Below are 19957 nucleotides of genomic sequence, written 5' to 3'. Positions count from 1 at the left end.
CCAAAGTCTCGCCGGAGTATCAGTATTCCTTCTCGTAAAAAATGCCGCCCTTGGCTTCGCCGGCATCGTTGGCCTCGCAGCGCAGCTTGACGCCGCGCCCGACATTGAGGTCGATCGTCGCCTTGCCCGAACCTGGCTTGTCGCCCTTCTGGATCGTCACATAGGTGCGGTCGTTGAGATATTTGCCGGCCGAAACCGCCGTGCCGCCCTGGTCGTCCGTGGTGACGTCGAGATCGTCGACGCCGATGGCGCTGCGCAGGTTTTCCAGCAGCGATGTCGAGCCGCCGACGCCGGCCAGTTGACCGGCCGCTTCGGCGAGCTGGGCAATCTGCAGCGGCGACAGGTTCGACATCGAGCGGCCGAAGATCAGTTGCGCCAGCACCTCGTCCTCGGGCAGCGCCGGCACCGAGGAGAAGGTGAATTTCGGATTGGTCGCCTCGCCCGACACCACGATGGTGACGGTGGCGCTGGTCGTCGTCGTGGTCGCCGTCAGATTGAGATAGGGCACCAGCGAGCCGGAGAACCCGACCGTGCCCTCGGTGAAGGTCAGCCGCTTGCCGAGGATCGACAGCCGCCCCCGCTGCAAGGTGAAGGTGCCGACCGCTTGCGGCGATGAGGCCGGGCCGGTCAGCTTGAGCGAGCCGCCGAATTCGGCATCGACGCCCCTGCCCTGGATGAAGATCTGGTTCGGCGCGTTGACCGTGACATCGAGCGCAAGGCCAGTGCCGCCGCCCTTGCCGCTGGTTGTCGGCGGCCGCAGCGCCTTGTCCTGCGCCTTGACCGCACCTGGCGCATTCTTGTGCTTGACGTCGAGCGCCGCCAGCGAGCCGGGCAATTTGTCTGGAATGGTGATCACTGTCTTGGCGAGATTGACGGTGCCGGCAATGACCGGAGCTGACGTCAGCGGTCCCTTGATCGTCAGGTCGCCATCGAGATTGGCGGTTACCACACGTCCATCCGTATAGCGGCCGTCAACCAGCTTGATCGACAAATCGGCCGGGAACCCTTGCGCCGGGTTGATGCCGACCGTGCCGCTGGCCGACAGGCTGCCGCGCGTCGACAGCGTTCCGGTCAGCCGATTGATCCTGGCGACTCCGCCCGCGATGGAGACATCGGCGGCGAGATCGTTGACGGCGAGGCCCGAGCGCGCATCGACCAGGCGCGCACCGGAGGTGCTGACACTACCGCCGATGACAGGCGATGTCGCGGGGCCGCGCACCTGCAAATTGACGTTGGCGGTTCCAGACAGCGACAGACCTTGCGCGGCGAGCTTCTGGCTGAGCAGGCCGAAGGGCACGGCACCATTGAAGTCGAGCACCAGCGCCGGCGTGCCTGCCGTCGTTACGGTGCCGCCACCCTTGAGGCCAAGGCCGGCTCCATCGCTGACATTGGCGTTGAAGCTCAGCTTGTTGGCGCCGAAGGTGCCCGACGAGGAAACACTCACCGCACCGACACCGGCACCTCGGGTCTGCGACGTCTGCACCCCTGCCGCATCGATGTTGAAGGCGACGGCTGGGTTCGCCGGCGCACCCGTCACCTTGACCGTGCCCGAAATCGAGCCGGCGGCGTCGAGGCCCGGCGAGAAACTATTGGCGAGCGACATCGGCACCCGCGCCAGCGTCGCGTTGATGTCGAGCGCCGTGCCGACCTTGCCAGTTACCGTCGCCGTGCCGCCGCCAAGGTTGAGCACCAGCCGATCCAGCGTCGTCGCGCCATTGGCGATGCTGACGGTCGAGGCCTGGGCAATGGCCGCCTTGATGCCCTGAACGGTCGCCTGGCCGGATGCAAGTTCGATGATCGTCGAGCCGTTGGCCACTTTCACCCGGCCCGCGGCCTGCGCCGGAATGCCCTTGACCGTTGCGCCGCCGGAGAATCCGGTCCAGTCGCCGTCACGCTTCAAGTCGACATTGATGCCGCTGATCACGGTGCCGCCTGACGTGACGGTATCGGCGCGGATCTTTCCGGAAATCACGGGAGCAGCGAGATAGTTGGCGATCAGGGCGTCGATCGAGACAGCTTTCGCCTGCAGGTCGCCCCGCGTAATCGACGCTGTCGCCGCCTTGATCGCGACCTGCGGCGCGGTACCGTTCTTGGAAAAAGCGATGGTGCCGCGAACGTCGCCTTCGGCCTTTTCCAGCGCCAGTGCCGCGAGCGGGCCGATATCGGGCAGGTCGAGCGCGATGGTGCCGACCGGCACGAACTTCTCGTCCAATGCTAGATCGCCGGAAATCCTGTTCTTGCCGAGCGACAGCAGCAGGCCGTTGATGGCGCTCTTGCCGTCCGCCGTCGCCAGCACCGCGCTGCCTTGCAGCGCCTGGCCGGCGACATTGCCGGTCAACTGCACATTCGCCGCCGGATTGGCGGCATCGGCCTTGCCGGTGGCGGTCAGCTTCAGCCCGGTGATTTCGCGCGCCGCCACGAGAAGGCGGTCGCTGTCGACGGTTAGCGACAGATCGGGCGCCGCGGCCGGCCCCTGTGCGTTCAGGGCGAAGGCGATGGCGCCCTTTGCGTCCTTCGACAGCAGCGAGGTGTCGCTGAGCGCGCCCTTGATGTCGGCGGCGACCTTGTTGTCGGCAAGGCTCGCCTGCCCTTGCGCGGTCAGCGCGCCCGAGGCCAGCTTCAATCCATCGACATTGACATTGCCCGACGCATCGCGCTTCAGCGCGGCGCTCAGTTCCGCGCGCTCGGCAAGCACGCCGCGCACCGCCGCCGGCAGCGCCGTCGAGGCGGCATCGGCTTTCAAATTGAGGTCGATAGCGCCGTCGGCCAGCGATACCCGGCCGTTGAACCCGCTGTTCAGCGCATCGCTCGTCACCGAGCCGCTGTCGATGGTGACGGCGTCCGTGGCGAGGCTGCCGGCCACCTTAGCCGTGACCTTGCCGGCGATCAGCGGCGCGATGGTCGGGTTGTCGAGGCCGATCTTTTCCGCCGACACCGTGCCGGAGATCGGCCCTGTGCGGGCCTTCAGGTCAAAGGCATCGGAATGCAGGGCGATCGCGACACCTTCGACCTTGGCCAGGTTTGTGGCTACCGACGGCAGCGTCGCCGAGATGTCGAGCTGGGGCTGCGTGCCCTGCCCCGCTGCTTTCACCGAAAGCGCCTGCAGCTCGAGCTTGATCGGGCTTTCAGCGCTGCCCAGCGTCAGCGGCAGGCTGGGTCCGGACGATGCAAGGTCGAGGGCGAAATCGCTGGCGCCGTTCGGGTTGAGGGTGCCTACCGCCTTGCCGGAAATCTTGTCGCCGGTCAGCGTCGCATGATCGAGCACAACACCGCCAGCCATGGTGTAGCCGCCGGCCGCGTCGACAGCGAGCGGCCCGAGCCCGGCCTGGCGGGTTTGGCTGGTCTCGACGCCAGCCAGTTGTGCATTGAAACGGACGTCGGGAGCGGCCGGCGACCCGGTCACCTGAGCAGTGCCGGCGAGCGTGCCCACGGCATCGAGACCGGGCGAGAATTGATTGGCGAGCGCTGCCGGCAGTGCCGAGAATTGCGCCGCGAGGTCGAGCGTCTGGCCGGCGGTGCCCGACAGGGTCACCGAACCGCCACCGACATCGAGCGCCAGCCTTTCGATGCTGGCCGTGCCGTTGGCGATGCTCAGCGTCGACGCCTGGGCGATTGCCGTCTTGATGCCGCGAACCGTGGCCTCGCCCGAGGCAACTTCGACGCTGGTCGTGCCGTCGGCGATCTTCACCCGGCCGGCAGCGGTCGCCGGAATACCCGATATGGTGGCGCCGCCGGTGAAATTGGTCCAGTCGCCGTCGCGCTTCAGGTCGACGCCGATGCCGCTGATCTCCGTGGTTCCGGAGGTGACGCTGTCAGCCTTGATCGAACCTGATATCGCCGGCGCCTTGAGATAGTTGGCGATCAGCGCGTTGATAGTGATGGCCTTGGCCGTTACCTCGCCGCGCGCGATCGACGTGCTCTTCGCGTCGATCGCGACGGAAGGCGCGTCGCCCTCCTTGGCAAAGCGGATGGTGCCGTCGATGTCGCCCGTCACCGCCTGACCGGCGAGCGCCGCCAATTGGTCGATGGCGGGTGCCGCGAGCGTCAGCGTGCCGAGCGGCATGAACTTGTCGTCCAGCGCCAGATCGCCCGAAACCTTGTTGTCGCCAAGCGACACCAGGAAGCCATTGATCGAACGCTTGCCTTCGCTGGTCACCAGCGCAGCCTTGATGTCGAGCGGCTGGTCGTTGACGGAGCCGGTCAGCGAGACATTCGCGGCGGGGCTCTCAATATCGGCCTTTCCGCTCGCCGTCAGCTTGATGCTCTTCACCGTGCGGCCCGAGGCCGTCAGGCTGTCGCTGTCGGCGGAAACAGTGAAATCCGGCGCCGTCATGGCGCCGCTTGCCGACAGCGCGAAATCGACGCCGCCGGCAACCGGCACGCCAACCGTCGGCGACAGCACGGAAACGTCGCCCAATTTGCCCTTGATGTCGGCCTGGATGTCGGTGCCTTGCAGGCTGGCCGTGCCGGCGGCACTGAGTTTGCCGGACGTGAATTCGATCGAATTCGCGGCGAAGGATCCCTGCGGATCGCGGGTGGCGGTGGCCGAGAATTTTACCCGAGCGCCGAGCACCGAGGCGATCTGCGGCGGCAAGGCCGTCGCCACGGCATCCGCGTTCATCTTCAGCCGCATCGACAGGTCGGCAAGCGCCACCGTGGCAGTCAGCGAGGCGTTGAGCGCATCGGAGCGCAACGTGCCCTGGTCGATGGCAATGGCGTCCTTGCTGACCGATCCGGCCAGATAGACAGCGACCTTGCCGGTGATCAGGGGCGCCAGCGTCGCTACGTCGGTCTTGAGGCCGCTCGCCTCCAGTTTGACGGTGACCGGCCCGGCGCGGTTCTGGATGTCGAAGCCATCGGAATGGATCTGCGCCGCCAGATCGTCCAGCCGCGTGCCGCCGGCGACGATCGAAACGAAGGAGGCGCCGATGTCGATGATCGGCGCCTTGCCGTCGCCGAAGGCGCGGGCGGTGGCGTTGCTGATCGCCAGCGTGATCGGCTGCGCCTTGCTGCCGACGCTGATCACCACGGGCGGCCCCTTGGCGGCAAGTTCGACCGAGAGATCGCTGGCGCCGGCGGGATCGACGATGCCGGTCGCGGTGCCGTGCACCGCATCGCTGTCGATATTGGCACGGTCGACGCTGACACCGCCGGCTGATGTGGCGGTGCCCGCGACATCGAAACTGGTCTTGCCGGCAAACAGCGGCTTCAGATTCTCAGGCAGGAAGCGGGCGAAGTCGCCGTCGCCCTTGGCCTCGACATAATTGCCCTTGTCGGTCGACTGGTGGCGGCCCGTCAGTTGAGTGACGATCTTGCCGTCGACTGAGAACGTGCCGATGCCGTTCCAGTTGGCGAGCGGCCCCGTGCCGGAGACAATTATATCGACCGGCGGCGCATCGGGCAGCTTGAGCAAATTGGCGATGATGCCGCCCGCCGGCTCCGAGGCCTTGAGATCGAGGTCGAGCCTGTTGTCTGCCGGCGCAAAGTGGATTTTGGCGTCGACATTGCCTTGTTTGCCGTCATGGCGGGTGACGTTGAGCATTGTCTCGACCGCCAGCGGCGCGGCATCGGCCTTGAGCATGCCCTTGGCGGCAAGTTCGGCGATGCCGCTGCCGGCAAGGTCTTGTCCCAGTGCGATCTCGGGCAGGTCGATCTGTTTGATATCAAGCGAAACCGGCAGCGTCGTCGTGCCGCTGCTCTGCGCTGGCTGCGTGCTGGCCACCGGCAACCGGGCAAGCTCTATGCGCTCGGCCGCGATACGGTCGGCACTGAAGTTTTTCGACAGCAGCGCCAGCGGCGACCAGTCGACGGCCACCTTGCGTGCCACCAGCCAGGCGCCCTCGCGGTCCTCCAGCACCACATGATCGACACTGAGCGCTCCCGACCAGATGCCGTCTATGCCGCTGACCGTGACCTTGCGGTCGTCGCTCGAAGCCAGGCGCGAAATGATGCCGGCGAGATTTTCGCGACCGCGCTCGGTCTTGGTCAGCACCACCAGCGCGCCGATGGCGCCTGCGACCACGATCAGCAGCGTATAGAGGAGAATGCGAAGGATGCGCTTGAATATCTTCATCGCTCAGAACGCCTGTCCGATGCCGGCATAGATGCCGAAATGCGGGTCGTCAGGATCGCGGTTGAGCGGCACCGCGGCGTCGATGCGCAGCGGCCCGAACGGCGTGACATAGCGCAGGCCGACACCGGCGCCGACCTTAACGTCGGAGAAATCGGGGGCCGATTTGGTCGACACGGTGCCGGCATCGACGAACGGCACGATGCCGATCGTATCGGTGACGGCGATGCGCATCTCGACCGAGGTTTCGAAGAAGGACAGGCCGCCGATCGGCTGGCCGGTGAAATCCTTGGGGCCGATGCCCTGATAGGCATAGCCGCGCACCGAACCGCCGCCGCCGGAATAAAAGCGCCGGTCGGCCGGCACATTCTGAAGCCCGGTGCCGACGATCGAGCCGACAGCGACACGTTCGGCCAGCACGAATTTCGAAGCCGAATCCAGCGACTGATAGGCCGACCCCTCGCCCTTCAGCTTGAGGAAGGCCGCACCGCTCAGAATGTCGTAGCTCGGCTCGGCATAGGCCAGCACCCGGAAGCCGCTGGTCGGGTTCAGCCGGTTGTCCCTGTTGTCATAAACATATTGCAGGGGAATGCTGGCGATCAGGTATTTGTGCTTGCCGAAGGCGTCGTGGATGCGTGAATAGTCGAGCGCCACCTCGGCCGAAACCGTCTGCTTCTTGGTCAGTTCGTAGGAAAGGCCGGTGCTGCCCTTGACCGAGAAATGGTCATAGGCATCAGGATGTTCGAGCACCGTCTTGAAGCTGGCGAAGAACTTCGATGCCGGCCCGATCACGCCAGGCTTTTCGAACATGATGCCGGCATTGTAGTTGAGCTCGCCGAGATCGTTGCTGCCGATGCCGCTGATGGCGCCGTCGATGCGCAGCTTCTCGGCCCGGCCGAACAAATTGCGGTGGCCCCAATAGCCTTCCAGGCCCAGCCCCTCGGTGTTGGAGAAGGTGCCGCCGACGCCGAAATAGCGCGGCTTGCGCTCACTGACTTGGACGCCGATCGGAATGTTGCCCTCGGCATCGAGCGTGTCGGCTTCCTTGAACGTCACGCTGTTGAAGACCTCGAGCGCCAGCAACCGGTCGCGCGCATCGTCGATCTCTTGCGGCGAGTATTGCCGGCCGCGCTTGAGGCCGGTCATGTATTCGGTGAAGTCGCGATCGACCTTCTCGGTGCCTTCCACCGTGGTCGGACCGTAGCCGGCGACCGGTCCGGCGGCGACCGTCAGCGTCACGTCCAGCGTCGAAGTGGCGTGGTCGGCGACGATCCGCCGGTCCGTCACCTTGGCCAGCGGCCTGCCTTGCTCCTTCAGCGTCCGCACGATCAGCGCTTCGGCCTTGAGCACGGCGCCCGACCCGGCATCGCCGCCTGATATCAGGCCGTAATCGGCGCTCATCAGCCCTGCCGCGTCGCCCTCCAGCCGGATATTGCCCAAGGTGAATTTCGGCCCGCTGGCGATGTCGATCACCACCGGAACCGGCTGCGGCCCTGAGAATTCAGCATCCGGCGGCAAATCGTCGAGCGGCTTGCCGTCGATGGTGACGGTCACAACGCCTTCGTAGCGGGCATCGGCATAGAGCGCTGCGACCAGTTGTTCGCGATCGCTGCGCGCCTTGGCCATCAGCCCGAGCGAGCCGGAAACCGGACGCTCTTCGTCACTTTTCAAGGCCGACGCGTTTTCGAGCTTCTTGACCAGATCCTTGTCGGCGTCGGGCGCATTGATGGTCACGGCATAACGCAGGGGATCGACGATGTCGGCGTCCTCGTCGCTGGACGACCCCCAGAGCTTGATGCCGAAAAGCTCGAAAGCGGCCGCCGGCCTTGATTCGGCGATGAGCACGGTCGAGCACATCATGGCCAGAAGCAGGGCGCGCGGAAGCGCACGCCCTGACGCGCGACCTCCTGACATCTGCTCTTCATGCGCCGGCATTAAAACAACCTAGATTGAAAAACTAAAATTGGAATGAAGTTCTGAAGCGCTCGTAAAGGGGCCACAATCCAATTGTCTGAAATAGGACGGGCTTGGAATTCACACCTTTTGCGTCGCCGCAAGAAAGCGTGATCCCCTGTCCTATGGAGGTACTACCGGCCATCGGCCGGAAAGGAAACCGTTGGCAGGCGGAACCCTGCCGCGTCCTTGTGTTGACAAGCCTGACTGAAGCTTGATCATGCCTGGACGTCAGCTGTGTCTGGAGGGGTGTTATGGCAATGCGCGCGGCTCGTGGTCTGTCGATTCTCATTCTTCTGTTTTTTGCCTGGAGCGGTGTCGCGCAAGCGGCTGAAGCCCGGCGAATTGCGACAACGGACAATTCCGATTATTTCGGCTTTGACCTTAGATCCGACCAGAACGTCACGCTCGACCAATGCAAGACGACATGCCTGGGCGACCCGGCCTGCCGCGCCTTCACCTACAATAAAAAAGCCAAATGGTGCTTCCTCAAATCCGACTACAACCAGCTGAAAACCTTCAACGGCGCGGTCGCGGGCAAGGTCGTCAACATCGACGGCGATCCTGACATCGGTGCACCGCCGGAACTCGCCTTCTTCCCCAACTGGATGGCCGACCAGGCCCAGCAATACCGCAGCAAGCTGCTCGGCCCGGCCTATGACAAGCCGACCGAAGGCATGGCGGCCTTGATGAATGCCGCCGAGCAGGCCGTGCTGACCGGCAACCACCGCTCCGCCATGCTGAAATACGAGGCTGCCGTCTCGGTCATGCCCGACGATGGCAAGCTCTGGCTCAACCTGGCGCGTGAAACACTGGCCGTGCAGCCCGCCGCCAGCACCTCCGAAGCATCCACTTTGCCGGCAAACGGCACTTCGGCTGCTTTCAACGCCTACAAATTGCTGCGCACCACCAAGACCCGTGCCGAAGCGCTGGCACTGCTCGGCAACGGCCTCGACAAGCGCGATCTCTACCGTCCGTCCCTGCAGGCCTATGAAGCCAGCCTCGCGCTCGAGCCTTCGCCCGCGGTCCAGGCCGACTATGCCGATCTCAAGGCGCGCAAGGGTTTCCGCGTCATCGACCATACCGTCGATGCCGACACCAGCGCGCCGCGCATCTGCGCGCAATTTTCCGAGGATCTGGTCAAGACCGGCGTCGATTACGCCCAGTTCGTCACCGTCGACAACGCGCCGCCGAAGGGCGTCGAGGCCAAGGACAAGCAGATCTGCGTCGAAGGGCTGGAGCACGGCCAGCATTATGATGTCACCTTCCGCGCCGGCCTGCCGGCGGCCATAGGCGAGGTGACCGCGGCACCCGTGGTGCTGTCGATCTACGTCCAGGACCGCGCACCGTCCGCCCGCTTCACCGGCGACAGCTTCGTGCTGCCGGCCGGCGCGCGCCGTGGCATTCCAATCGTCACCGTCAATATGAACGCCGCCGAGATGAAGCTCTATCGCATCGGCGATCGTTCGCTCGCCCAGCTTCTGTCGGGCTACCAGTTCCTGCACCAGCTCGACGGCTACGACATCTCCAACATTTCCGAGCAGATGGGTGCGCCGGTCTGGCAAGGTCAGCTCGACATCGCCAATGACCTCAACAAGGAGGTCACCACCTCCTTCCCGGTCGACGAAGCGCTGCCGCAGCGCAAGCCAGGCGTCTATGTGCTGACCGCCCAGGCCGTTAACGACAACAGCGACGACTACAATTCGCTGGCCACGCAATGGTTCGTCGTCTCCGACATCGGCCTGTCGACCTATACCGGCCAGGACGGGCTCAATGTCTTTGCCCGTTCGCTGGGCAGCGCCAAGCCGATAGCAGGCGCCGAACTGACGCTGGTTGCCAGGAACAACGAGGTTCTCGGCACAGCCACATCGGATGCCGACGGCCATGCCGTCTTCAACCCCGGCCTGACGCGTGGCGACGGCGGCATGGTGCCGGCCGTGCTGATGGCCAAGCAGGGCGACGATGATTTCGTCTTCCTCGACATGGGCCGGGCCGGCTTCGATCTGTCCGACCGCGGCGTCACCGGACGCGCGGCGCCAGGCGCGCTGGACGTCTACGCCTGGACCGAACGCGGCATCTACCGCGCCGGCGAGGATGTCCATGTCGCCGCCCTTGCCCGCGACGGCGCCGCCAAAGCGGTCGAGAACCTGCCGCTGACCTTCATCTTCTCGCGCCCCGACGGCGTCGAGGACCGCCGCATCGTCAGTGACGGCGCCTCCGCCGGCGGCCATGCCGTCGACCTGCCGCTAGAATCCAATGCGATGCGCGGCACTTGGTCGGTGTCGATCTACACCGATCCCAAGCAGCCGGCGGTGGCCAGCCAGATGTTCCTGGTCGAGGATTTCGTGCCGGATCGCATCGAATTCGACATGAAGGCCGACAAGCAGGAGATCGCCCAGGGCGAAACCGCCAACATCGATATCGACGGCCGCTTCCTCTATGGCGCGCCGGCGGCAGGCCTGGCGTTGGAGGGCGAGTTGACGCTGTCGACGTCGCGCGACTGGGACCGCTTCCAGGGCTTTTCCTTCGGTCTCGCCGACGAGCAGTCGGCCGAACCCACGGTCACCCCCCTCGCCGATCTGCCGGTGGTGGGCGATGACGGCAAGGTGACTTTCCCGGTCTCCGTCGACCAACTGCCCTCGACCACCAAGCTGGTCGACGCCAAGGTGACGGTCAGGATGCGCGAAACCGGTGGCCGCGCCATCGAGCGTTCGCTCAACATCGGCATCCGCCCGCAAGGCCATATGATCGGCATCCGTCCGGATTTCGCCGACAATGAAGTGCCGCAGGGCGGCACCGCAAAGTTCAGCCTGATCGCCGTCGATCCCGACGGCAAGCGCGAGGCGCTGAAAGGCGCGCAATGGACGCTGGTCAAGGTCGAACGCAATTACCAGTGGTACCGCTCCAACAATTCCTGGAACTACGAGCCGGTCACCTTCACCAAATCGATCGCCAACGGCCAGGTCGACCTCAGCGCCGACGGCGACGCAACCGTCTCCGTGCCGGTCGACTGGGGCCAGTACCGGCTCGAGGTTGAAACTTCAGATCCCGAAGGACCGGCGACCAGCTACGAATTCGATGCCGGCTGGTATGTCTCCTCGACCACCACCGAAACGCCTGACGGCCTCGAAATCGCCCTCGACAAGGACAATTATGCCGCCGGCGAAGTGGCCAAGCTGAAAGTCTCGCCGCACTTTGCCGGCGAACTCTTGATCAACATCGGCTCCGACAAGTTGTTGAAGACCGTCACCGCAGCCGTGCCGGCCGGCGGCAGCACCGTCGACATTCCGGTCGGCGATGACTGGGGCGCCGGCGCCTATGTCACGGCAACCCTGTTCCGGCCGGGCGATGCGCAGGAAACGCGCATGCCGGCCCGCGCCATCGGCGTGAAATGGCTGAAGGTCGATCCGGGCTCGAAGAAGCTCGCCATCACCTTGACGCCGCAGGACAAAACCATGCCGCGCCAGCAGCTGTCGATCCCGGTTTCCGTCGCCGGCGTACAGCAGGGCAGCAACGCCTATGTCATGGTTGCCGCCGTCGATGTCGGCATCCTCAACCTGACCAACTACAAGGCGCCGGATCCGGAGAACTGGTTCTTCGGCCAGCGCATGCTGGGCATGGAAATCCGCGACATCTACGGCCGCCTGATCGACGGCTCGCTTGGCAACACCGGCAAGCTCAGGACCGGTGGCGACGGCGCCAACATGCAAGCACAAGGCAGCCCGCCGACCGAAAAGCTGGTCGCCTTCTTCTCCGGTGTCGTCGAGCTCGATGCCGACGGAAAGGCGCGGATCGACTTCGACATCCCACAGTTCAACGGCACCGTGCGCGTCATGGCCGTCGCCTGGACCAAGGACGCGGTCGGCCACGCGCAGTCCGACGTCATCGTGCGCGATCCCGTGGTGATCACCGCCGGCCTGCCGCGCTTCCTGGCGCCCGGCGACGCCGCCGTCATGCGCCTCGACGTCGCCGACACCGATGGTCCGGCCGGCGACTATGCGTTCTCGATCGAAACGACGGGCGACCTGTCGACTGGCGACAAGCCCCTGCCCCAGAAGCTGACGCTCGCTCAGGGCAAGCGGCAGACGCTGACCGTGCCGCTAATGGCGCAGACGGCAGGCAATGCCTCGCTCACCATCAAGCTTGCCCATGCCGACGGCACCAAGGTCGAGCAGACGCTCTATGTGCCGGTGCGTCCGGCGCAATTGCCGGTCACCACCCGCTTGGTGGTCGACCTCAAGGGCGATGGCGGCGCGCTGCGCGTCGACAAGGAGCTGCTGGCGGCAAGCCTGCTCGACGGCGCTTCCGTCAGCGTCGGCGTTTCGCAGGCAGCCGCCTTCGACGTGCCGTCGCTGCTGATGACGCTCGATCGCTACCCCTATGGGTGCGCCGAGCAGACCACCAGCCGCGCCATGCCGCTTCTCTACGTCAATGAATTGGCGTCAGGCATCGGTATGGCCAGCGACCCCGACATCCATGGCCGCATCCAGGATGCCATCTACAAGGTTCTGAGCTACCAGGCATCGGCCGGCAGCTTCGGCCTGTGGGGTCCGGGCTCCGGCGATCTGTGGCTCGACGCCTATGTCACCGACTTCCTGACCAGGGCACGCGAGCAGAAATACGACGTGCCGAGCCTGGCCATGAACCAGGCGCTGAGCAACCTGCAGAACTCGCTCGGCTATGACCAGAGCGTACAGGACCGTGGCAGCGAGATCGCCTACGCCCTCTACGTGCTGGCCCGCAACAAGAAGGCCTCGATCGGCGATCTGCGCTACTATGCGGACACCCAGCTCGAAGCTTTCTCGAGCCCGATGGCCGTTGCCCAGCTGGCGGCGAGCCTGGCGCTCTACGGCGACACGCCGCGTGCGGAATCGACCTTCAAGACCGCCCTGCAGCTCGCCAAGTCGACCACCGACTACGACTACTACCGCTCCGACTACGGTTCGCGGCTGCGTGACGGCGCGGCGATGCTGGCGCTGGCGGCGGAATCCAAGCCGGTGCCGACGATCGTGCCGGAACTGATCAAGCTGGTGACCAGGGAACGCGCCGAAGCCCGCTGGACCAGCACCCAGGACGAATCCTGGATGCTGCTGGCGGCTCGCGCGCTCAGGGAAGGCAATGATTCGATCACGCTGACCGTCAATGGCGCGCCGCATGCCGGCGGCTACTCCAACCAGGTCGGCGGGTCCGACCTGATAGACAGCCCGCTGACCATCGCCAACACCGGCAAGACCCCGCTGCAGGCCGTCGTCACCACCGTGGCGTCGCCGATCCAGCCCCTGCCGGCCGGCGGCGACGGCTTCACCATCAGCCGCACCTACTACAAGCTCGATGGCACCGAGGCCAATGTCACCGAGGCGACGCAGAACGAACGCTATGTCGTTGTGCTCAAGGTCAACGAGCAGAACAAATGGCCGTCGCGCCTGCTGGTCACCGACCTGTTGCCAGCCGGCTTCGAGATCGACAATCCCGGCCTGGTCTCCAGCGCCCAGTTGACGAACTTCTCGTGGCTGGCGCAGACCGATGCGGCCCATCTCGAATTCCGCGACGACCGTTTCGTCGCGGCGTTCAACCCGGCCGACGGCGACCACGACCACAATCTGACCCTCGCCTATGTCGTGCGCGCGGTAACGCCGGGCACCTACGCCCACCCGGCAGCAACGGTGGAGGACATGTACCGACCACAATATTCGGCCCGCACCGCCACCGGCATGATGGAGATCAAGGCGCCGTAAGGTGCCGATGGTGACGATCATGATCAGGACGATGGCGCTTACGACAGCCTCTTTCTCCCCGTCTCTATACGGGGAGAAGGTGCCGGCAGGCGGATGAGGGGCGGCGCCATGCTCTCCAGAAAATTTCTCCGTCGCACAGCTATCACGGGAGCTTCCTGCGTCGGTCTTCTCGCCCTCTCCGCAGCCACCCTCTGGGAACTCGACCGCGCCTTCCCGCCGCCGCTTCCAGCCGAACTCACGGTCTCCACCGAAGTCCAGGACCGCGATGGCCAGCTGTTGCGGGCCTTCGCCACGCCGGATGGCTACTGGCGGCTGGAAACCCGGTTCGATCAGGTCGACAAGCAGTTCGTCGACATGCTGGTCACCTACGAGGACAAGCGTTTCTGGGACCATGAGGGTGTCGACGTGCTGGCGCTGGCCCGGGCCGCGGGTCAGTTCGCCACCAGCGGCCACATCGTCTCCGGCGGCTCGACCCTGTCGATGCAGCTCGCCCGGCTGATCGAGCCGCGCGAGAGCCGCAGCCTGGGCTCCAAGATCAAGCAGATGCTGCGCGCCATCCAGATCGAGCGGCGGCTGTCGAAGCGCGAGATCCTCGAACGCTACCTGACGCTGGCGCCCTATGGCGGCAATCTGGAAGGCGTGCGCGCCGCCTCGCTCGCCTATTTCGGCAAGGAGCCGAAGCGGCTCACCGTTTCCGAAGCCGCCCTGCTCGTCGCCCTGCCGCAACTGCCGGAAAAGCGCCGGCCCGACCGTAACCTGAAGATCGCCCATGCCGCCCGCGACCGGGTGCTGACCCGCATGGTCTCCTCCGGCCTGCTCGGCGAGCGAGAGGCCGCACGGGCCGCCCTCGACGATGTCTCGGGCCTGCGCCGCACGCTGCCGGCGCTCGCCGCGCACGCCGCCTACGCGATGCTGCCCAAGGCCGTTCCCGGCCAGCCCGTGCGGCTGACGATCCGCAAGAGCGTCCAGGAAGGGCTGGAACAGGTGGCAAGGGACGCGGCCACCAAGCTTGGGCCTCGCCTGTCGGTTGCCATGGTGCTGGCCGACTCCCGCACCGGCGACATCCTCGGCGAGGTCGGCTCGGCCAATTTCTTCGACGCCAGCCGCTCCGGCTGGATCGACATGACCAAGATCGTCCGCTCGCCCGGCTCGACGTTGAAGCCGTTCATCTACGGCCTGGCCTTCGAACAGGGACTGGTGGCGCAGGAAACGCTGATCGACGACAGCCCCGTCGATTTCTCCGGCTACCGGCCGAAGAATTTCGACATGGGCTACCAGGGCGACGTCAGCATCCGCCAGGCGCTACAGCTGTCGCTCAATGTGCCGGCGATCCGCGTGCTCGACGCGGTCGGGCCAACGCGGCTGATGGCACGCTTCCGTCAGGCCGGCGTCAGCCCCGTGCTGCCCGTCAACGAGGCGCCAGGCCTGGCCATCGGCCTTGGTGGCGTCGGGATAACACTACGCGACCTCGTCCAGCTCTACACGGGGCTCGCCAATGGCGGCAAGACGCATACGCTGCATGACGGCACCGAGCCCGCCAACGCCGAGCACACCAGCGCCACCATTCTCGACGGTCAGGCCAACTGGCAGATCATCGACATACTGTCGGGCGTCAAGCCGCCCGAAGGGGCCTTGCAGCGCGGCATCGCCTACAAGACCGGCACCTCCTACGGCTACCGCGACGCGTGGTCGGTCGGCTTCGACGGGCGCTATGTGCTGGGTGTCTGGGTCGGCCGCCCAGACGCCGGCGCGGTGCCCGGCCTTTCCGGCTATGTCTCGGCCGCACCCATCCTGTTCGAGGGTTTTGTCCGCTCGGGCCTGGCCACCGTGCCGCTGCCAGGCAAGCCGCCCGGCATGTTCAGCCCCAGGCGCGAGGAGCTGCCGGTGACGCTCGCCCGCTTCGGCGCCGGGTCGGATGGCCTGGTGCAGGCGATCCTGACCGAACCGGCACCAATCATCATCTTCCCGCCCGACGGCGCCCGCGTCGATCTCGGCACCAGTTCAGCCGACGCATCGCCGCTGGTGCTGAAGCTGCAGGGCGGCCGTGCACCGTTCCGCTGGCTGGCCAACGGCAAGCCGCTGGTTGGCATCGACCGTCGCCGCACCGCGACCTGGCAACCGGACGGCGCCGGCTATTCGACGCTGACGGTGATCGACGCCGCGGGACGTGCTGCCAGCGTGAAAGTGTTCGTCGAATAGATCGCGCCAAGCGGTTCATGGAATTGGTTTTCTGAAAGCTCGGCAGATAGCAGGATACTCGCCCATGCCTGTTCCAAGGCGCCCCCCTTTGCCCTGCCGGGCATCTCCCCCTCAAGGGGGGAGATTGGATTTCCTTTCCGCTTTCGCCAACTCTCAAAGGCAAGACGCAACGGCAAAGCTGCCAATCTCCCCCCTTGAGGGGGAGATGCCCGGCAGGGCAGAGGGGGGTGCCTCGCGCAATCCTCACTTGTCAGTAGCCTCAGCACTGGCAGCAACAATCCTTGTCGCGGCAATTCCTCTCCCCGCTTTCGCCGACCCACTCCCCGCCGGCTTTGTCCAGCTCGCCGATGTCGACTCCTCGATCCGTCAGGACATCCGCTACGCCGGTTCGGACAATTTCCTGCATCGCAAGGTGAACGGCTATGACGCGCCGGCCTGCATCCTCACGGAACAGGCGGCGAAGGCGCTCTCCGCCGTCCAGAGGGCGGTCGCCGCCAGAAGCCTGACGCTGGTCGTGTTCGATTGCTACCGCCCTGCCCGCGCCGTCGCCGACATGGGCGAATGGACGCGTGAAGACGGCCCACCCGATCCGCGATGGTATCCGACGGTCAGGCGCGGCGACCTGATCGCCAAGGGCTATGTCGGAGAACTATCGACCCATTCACGTGGCTCGACCGTCGACGTCGCCATCGCCCGAACGGACCGCTGGTCCAGTCCGAACCCAACCTGCGGTGCCGTCGATGCCGACACGCTTGATTTCGGCACCGGCTTCGACTGCTTTGATCCGATGAGCGAAACCGCCCACCGGGACCTTTCCAGTGAAGCGACGGCAAACCGCAAGATGCTTGTCGACGCCATGCGCGCCGGCGGCTTCAAGAACTACGCGGGGGAATGGTGGCACTTCACGCTGGCAAATGAACCGTTCGCCAAGCAGCGTTTCGACTTTCCCATCACCGCCGACTGAGGCGCCGGACTAAATTCCACACGGCCTTGCCTCGGCACCGCCCATTTCTAGATAGGCTGGATGGCAGGTCTGGTCTAGATAGGCTGGATGGCAGGCCTGGATTCTCCCCGGAGATGCAGGAGGAAAATATTTCTCCATTGAGCGAAAGATCGTCGAATATTTTCTCCAGAGGCGCAAAAAAGGCAACATTGAATGCATCTAATTTCTACCAATTCGGTAGATTTGGCACGGGTTCAACGGAGGCAGAAATGACCAAACCTCATTTCAAGAAACTGCTCGGCGCTCTGGTCGCCACATCTGTCCAGTTCGGCACGCTCGGTTTCGCGTTTGCCGACACCACCATTCTCAACGTGTCCTACGATCCGACACGCGAGCTCTACAAGGCCTATGACGAAGCCTTCGTCGCACATTGGAAGGCCGAGACCGGCGAGACGGTCACGGTCCAGCAGTCGCATGGCGGATCCGGCGCCCAGGCGCGCGCCGTGATCGACGGCCTCGATGCCGATGTGGTGACGCTGGCGCTTGAGGGCGACATCAACGCCATCGTCTCGAAGGCGAAGAAGATCAATCCCGACTGGCGCACCAAATTCGAAAACAATTCAGCACCTTACACCTCGACCATCATCTTCCTTGTGCGCAAGGGCAATCCCAAGGGCATTCATGATTGGAACGACCTCGTCAAGGACGGTGTCCAGGTGATCACACCCAATCCGAAGACCTCCGGGGGCGCGCGCTGGAACTATCTCGCCGCCTGGGCCTACGCCAACGCCAACGATGGCGGCGACGAGGCCAAGACCAAGGAGTTCGTCGGCAAGCTCTACGCCAATGCCCCGGTGCTCGACACCGGCGCACGCGGCTCGACCGTGACCTTCGCGCAAAAAGGCCTCGGCGATGTGCTGATCGCCTGGGAAAACGAGGCTTATCTGGCGCTCGACGAGTTCGGTGCCGAAAATTTCGACATCGTCTACCCGCCCACCTCGATCCTAGCCGAGCCCCCGGTGGCGGTGGTCGACGCCAATGTCGACGCCAAAGGCACGCGCAAGGTCGCCGAAGCCTATCTGAGCTGGCTCTATTCCAAGGAAGCGCAGACGATCATCGCCAAGAACCATTATCGTCCGGCCAAGCCCGATCTGGTGCCGGCCGAAGACCTCGCCAAGCTGCCGCCGATCAAGCTTGTGACCATCGACGATCCACAGTTCGGTGGCTGGAAGAAAGCACAGCCTTATCATTTCGGCGACGGTGGTATATTCGACCAGATATACAAGCCTCAATAAGCAGTCGATATTCAGGACGATATGACCACAGCACCCGCGCCGGCGGGGTGGCGATTCAGGCAGCCGAGTGTCATTCCGGGTTTCGGATTGACGCTCGGCTTCTCGCTTGCCTACCTCACCCTCATCATCCTTATCCCGCTGTCCGGGCTGCTCTGGCGCTCGGCCGCCCTTGGCTGGCCTGAATTCTGGGCGATCGCCACGGACCGCCGTACTATCAACGCGCTGAAGATCAGCTTCGGCACCGCTTTCATCGCGGCTGCCGTCAATGTCGTCTTCGGCACGCTGGTCGCCTGGGTGCTGGTGCGCTACCGCTTCCCCGGCCGCCGCATCGTCGATGCCATGGTCGATCTGCCCTTCGCCTTGCCGACGGCTGTGGCCGGCATCGCGCTGACCACGCTCTACGCGCCGAACGGCTGGATCGGCAAATTGCTGATGCCGCTCGGCATCAAGGTCGCCTATACGCCGCTCGGCATCGTCATCGCGCTGATCTTCATCGGCCTGCCCTTCGTCGTGCGCACCGTGCAGCCGATCATGGAGGAGATCGACAAGGAAGTGGAGGAAGCCGCCGCCACGCTTGGCGCCAATCGCTTCCAGATCATCACCCGCATCCTGTTTCCGGGCCTGGCGCCGGCTATCGTCACCGGCTTCGCGCTCGCCTTCGCGCGCGGCGTCGGCGAGTACGGCTCGGTCATCTTCATTGCCGGCAATTTGCCCTACAAATCCGAGATCGCACCGCTTTTGATCGTCATCCGCCTTGAGGAATACAATTACCCGGCGGCAACCGCGATTGCGGCGATCATGCTCGCTTTGTCGTTCATCATGCTTTTGATCGTCAATCTTGCACAGTCTTGGAGCCGCAAGCGCTATGGCTGATCCCGAGATCAAATCCTACGAACCGCACCATGAAAGCCAGTCGGCGGCAGTCACGGAAAGCCGCCCGGCGCGTGTGGCGCTGATGGCCGTCGCCTTCGCCTTCCTCGTCATTTTCCTGCTCTTGCCTCTGATTATCGTCTTCAAGGAAGCCTTCGCCAAGGGTATCGGTGCCTACGCCGAAGCGCTCGGCAATCCGGACACGCGCTCGGCGATCCGGCTGACCCTGCTTGTCGCGGCGATTTCGGTGCCGCTCAACATCGTCTTCGGCATCTCCGCCGCCTGGGCGATCGCCAAGTTCGAGTTCAGGGGCAAGGCCTTCCTGACCACGCTGATCGACCTGCCCTTCTCGGTCTCGCCGGTCATATCGGGTCTCGTCTATGTGCTTTTGTTCGGCGCCCAGGGGCTGCTCGGCACCTGGCTGAAGGCGCATGGCATCGTCATTCTTTTTGCCGTGCCGGGCATCGTGCTGGCAACCGTCTTCGTCACCTTCCCCTTCGTCGCCCGCGAACTGATCCCGCTGATGCAGGAACAGGGCAATGGCGACGAGGAGGCCGCCCTTTCGCTCGGCGCCAATGGCTGGCAGACCTTCTGGTATGTGACCCTGCCCAACGTCAAATGGGGGCTGCTCTATGGCGTGCTTCTGTGCAATGCGCGTGCCATGGGCGAGTTCGGCGCGGTGTCGGTGGTGTCGGGCCACATACGCGGCCTGACCAACACCATGCCGCTGCATGTCGAAATCCTCTATAACGAATATAACGCTGTCGGCGCCTTTGCCGTCGCTTCATTGCTTGCGGGCCTTGCGCTCGTCACGCTGGTCTTGAAAACACTTCTCGAGATGCGCTACGGCGCCGAGATCGCCGCGACGCGCGGGCACTGACAGAGGGATTTG

Annotated in this window: 8 protein-coding genes; 6 read left to right on the top strand and 2 right to left on the bottom strand. The window is 64.7% G+C overall.

Features of this window, described 5'->3' with window-relative positions:
- Nucleotides 1-19: 19 nt before the first annotated feature.
- Nucleotides 20-6073, bottom strand: coding sequence for a translocation/assembly module TamB domain-containing protein (locus ACSQ3L_RS15485; RefSeq protein ID WP_436160741.1), 6054 nt, complete (start codon nt 6071-6073; stop codon nt 20-22).
- Nucleotides 6074-6076: 3 nt separating this feature from the next.
- Nucleotides 6077-8005 carry an autotransporter assembly complex protein TamA gene (locus ACSQ3L_RS15480; protein ID WP_436160740.1) on the bottom strand — a complete coding sequence of 643 codons (1929 nt, stop codon included), beginning with the start codon at nt 8003-8005 and terminating at the stop codon, nt 6077-6079.
- A gap of 272 nt (nt 8006-8277) precedes the next feature.
- Here ACSQ3L_RS15480 and ACSQ3L_RS15475 point away from each other — a divergent pair, with 272 nt between their 5' ends.
- From ACSQ3L_RS15475 to cysW, 6 genes are all read left to right on the top strand, one after another.
- Nucleotides 8278-13758, top strand: a complete 5481-nt coding sequence (locus tag ACSQ3L_RS15475) for an MG2 domain-containing protein (protein WP_436160739.1) — start codon at nt 8278-8280, stop codon at nt 13756-13758.
- A gap of 108 nt (nt 13759-13866) precedes the next feature.
- On the top strand, nt 13867-15957 hold the full coding sequence (gene pbpC, locus ACSQ3L_RS15470) for a penicillin-binding protein 1C (RefSeq protein WP_436160738.1): 2091 nt from the start codon (nt 13867-13869) through the stop codon (nt 15955-15957).
- Between the two features lie 247 nt (nt 15958-16204).
- Nucleotides 16205-16921, top strand: a complete 717-nt coding sequence (locus ACSQ3L_RS15465) for a M15 family metallopeptidase (RefSeq protein WP_436160737.1) — start codon at nt 16205-16207, stop codon at nt 16919-16921.
- Nucleotides 16922-17169: 248 nt separating this feature from the next.
- Entirely contained in the window at nt 17170-18195 is a 1026-nt protein-coding gene (locus tag ACSQ3L_RS15460) for a sulfate ABC transporter substrate-binding protein (protein ID WP_436160736.1), read from the top strand.
- A gap of 21 nt (nt 18196-18216) precedes the next feature.
- Nucleotides 18217-19068 (top strand): sulfate ABC transporter permease subunit CysT, encoded by an 852-nt coding sequence (gene cysT / locus ACSQ3L_RS15455; RefSeq protein WP_436160735.1) that lies wholly within the window; start codon nt 18217-18219, stop codon nt 19066-19068.
- Nucleotides 19061-19945: a sulfate ABC transporter permease subunit CysW gene (gene cysW, locus ACSQ3L_RS15450; protein ID WP_436160734.1), complete on the top strand. Its 885-nt coding sequence runs from the start codon at nt 19061-19063 to the stop codon at nt 19943-19945. Before cysT ends, cysW begins: the two co-directional genes overlap by 8 nt.
- Nucleotides 19946-19957: the final 12 nt, after the last annotated feature.

The sequence above is a fragment of the Mesorhizobium sp. LjRoot246 genome, assembly GCF_964254115.1.
Classification (GTDB): domain Bacteria; phylum Pseudomonadota; class Alphaproteobacteria; order Rhizobiales; family Rhizobiaceae; genus Mesorhizobium.
This window is presented reverse-complemented; position numbering and strand designations above follow the sequence as displayed.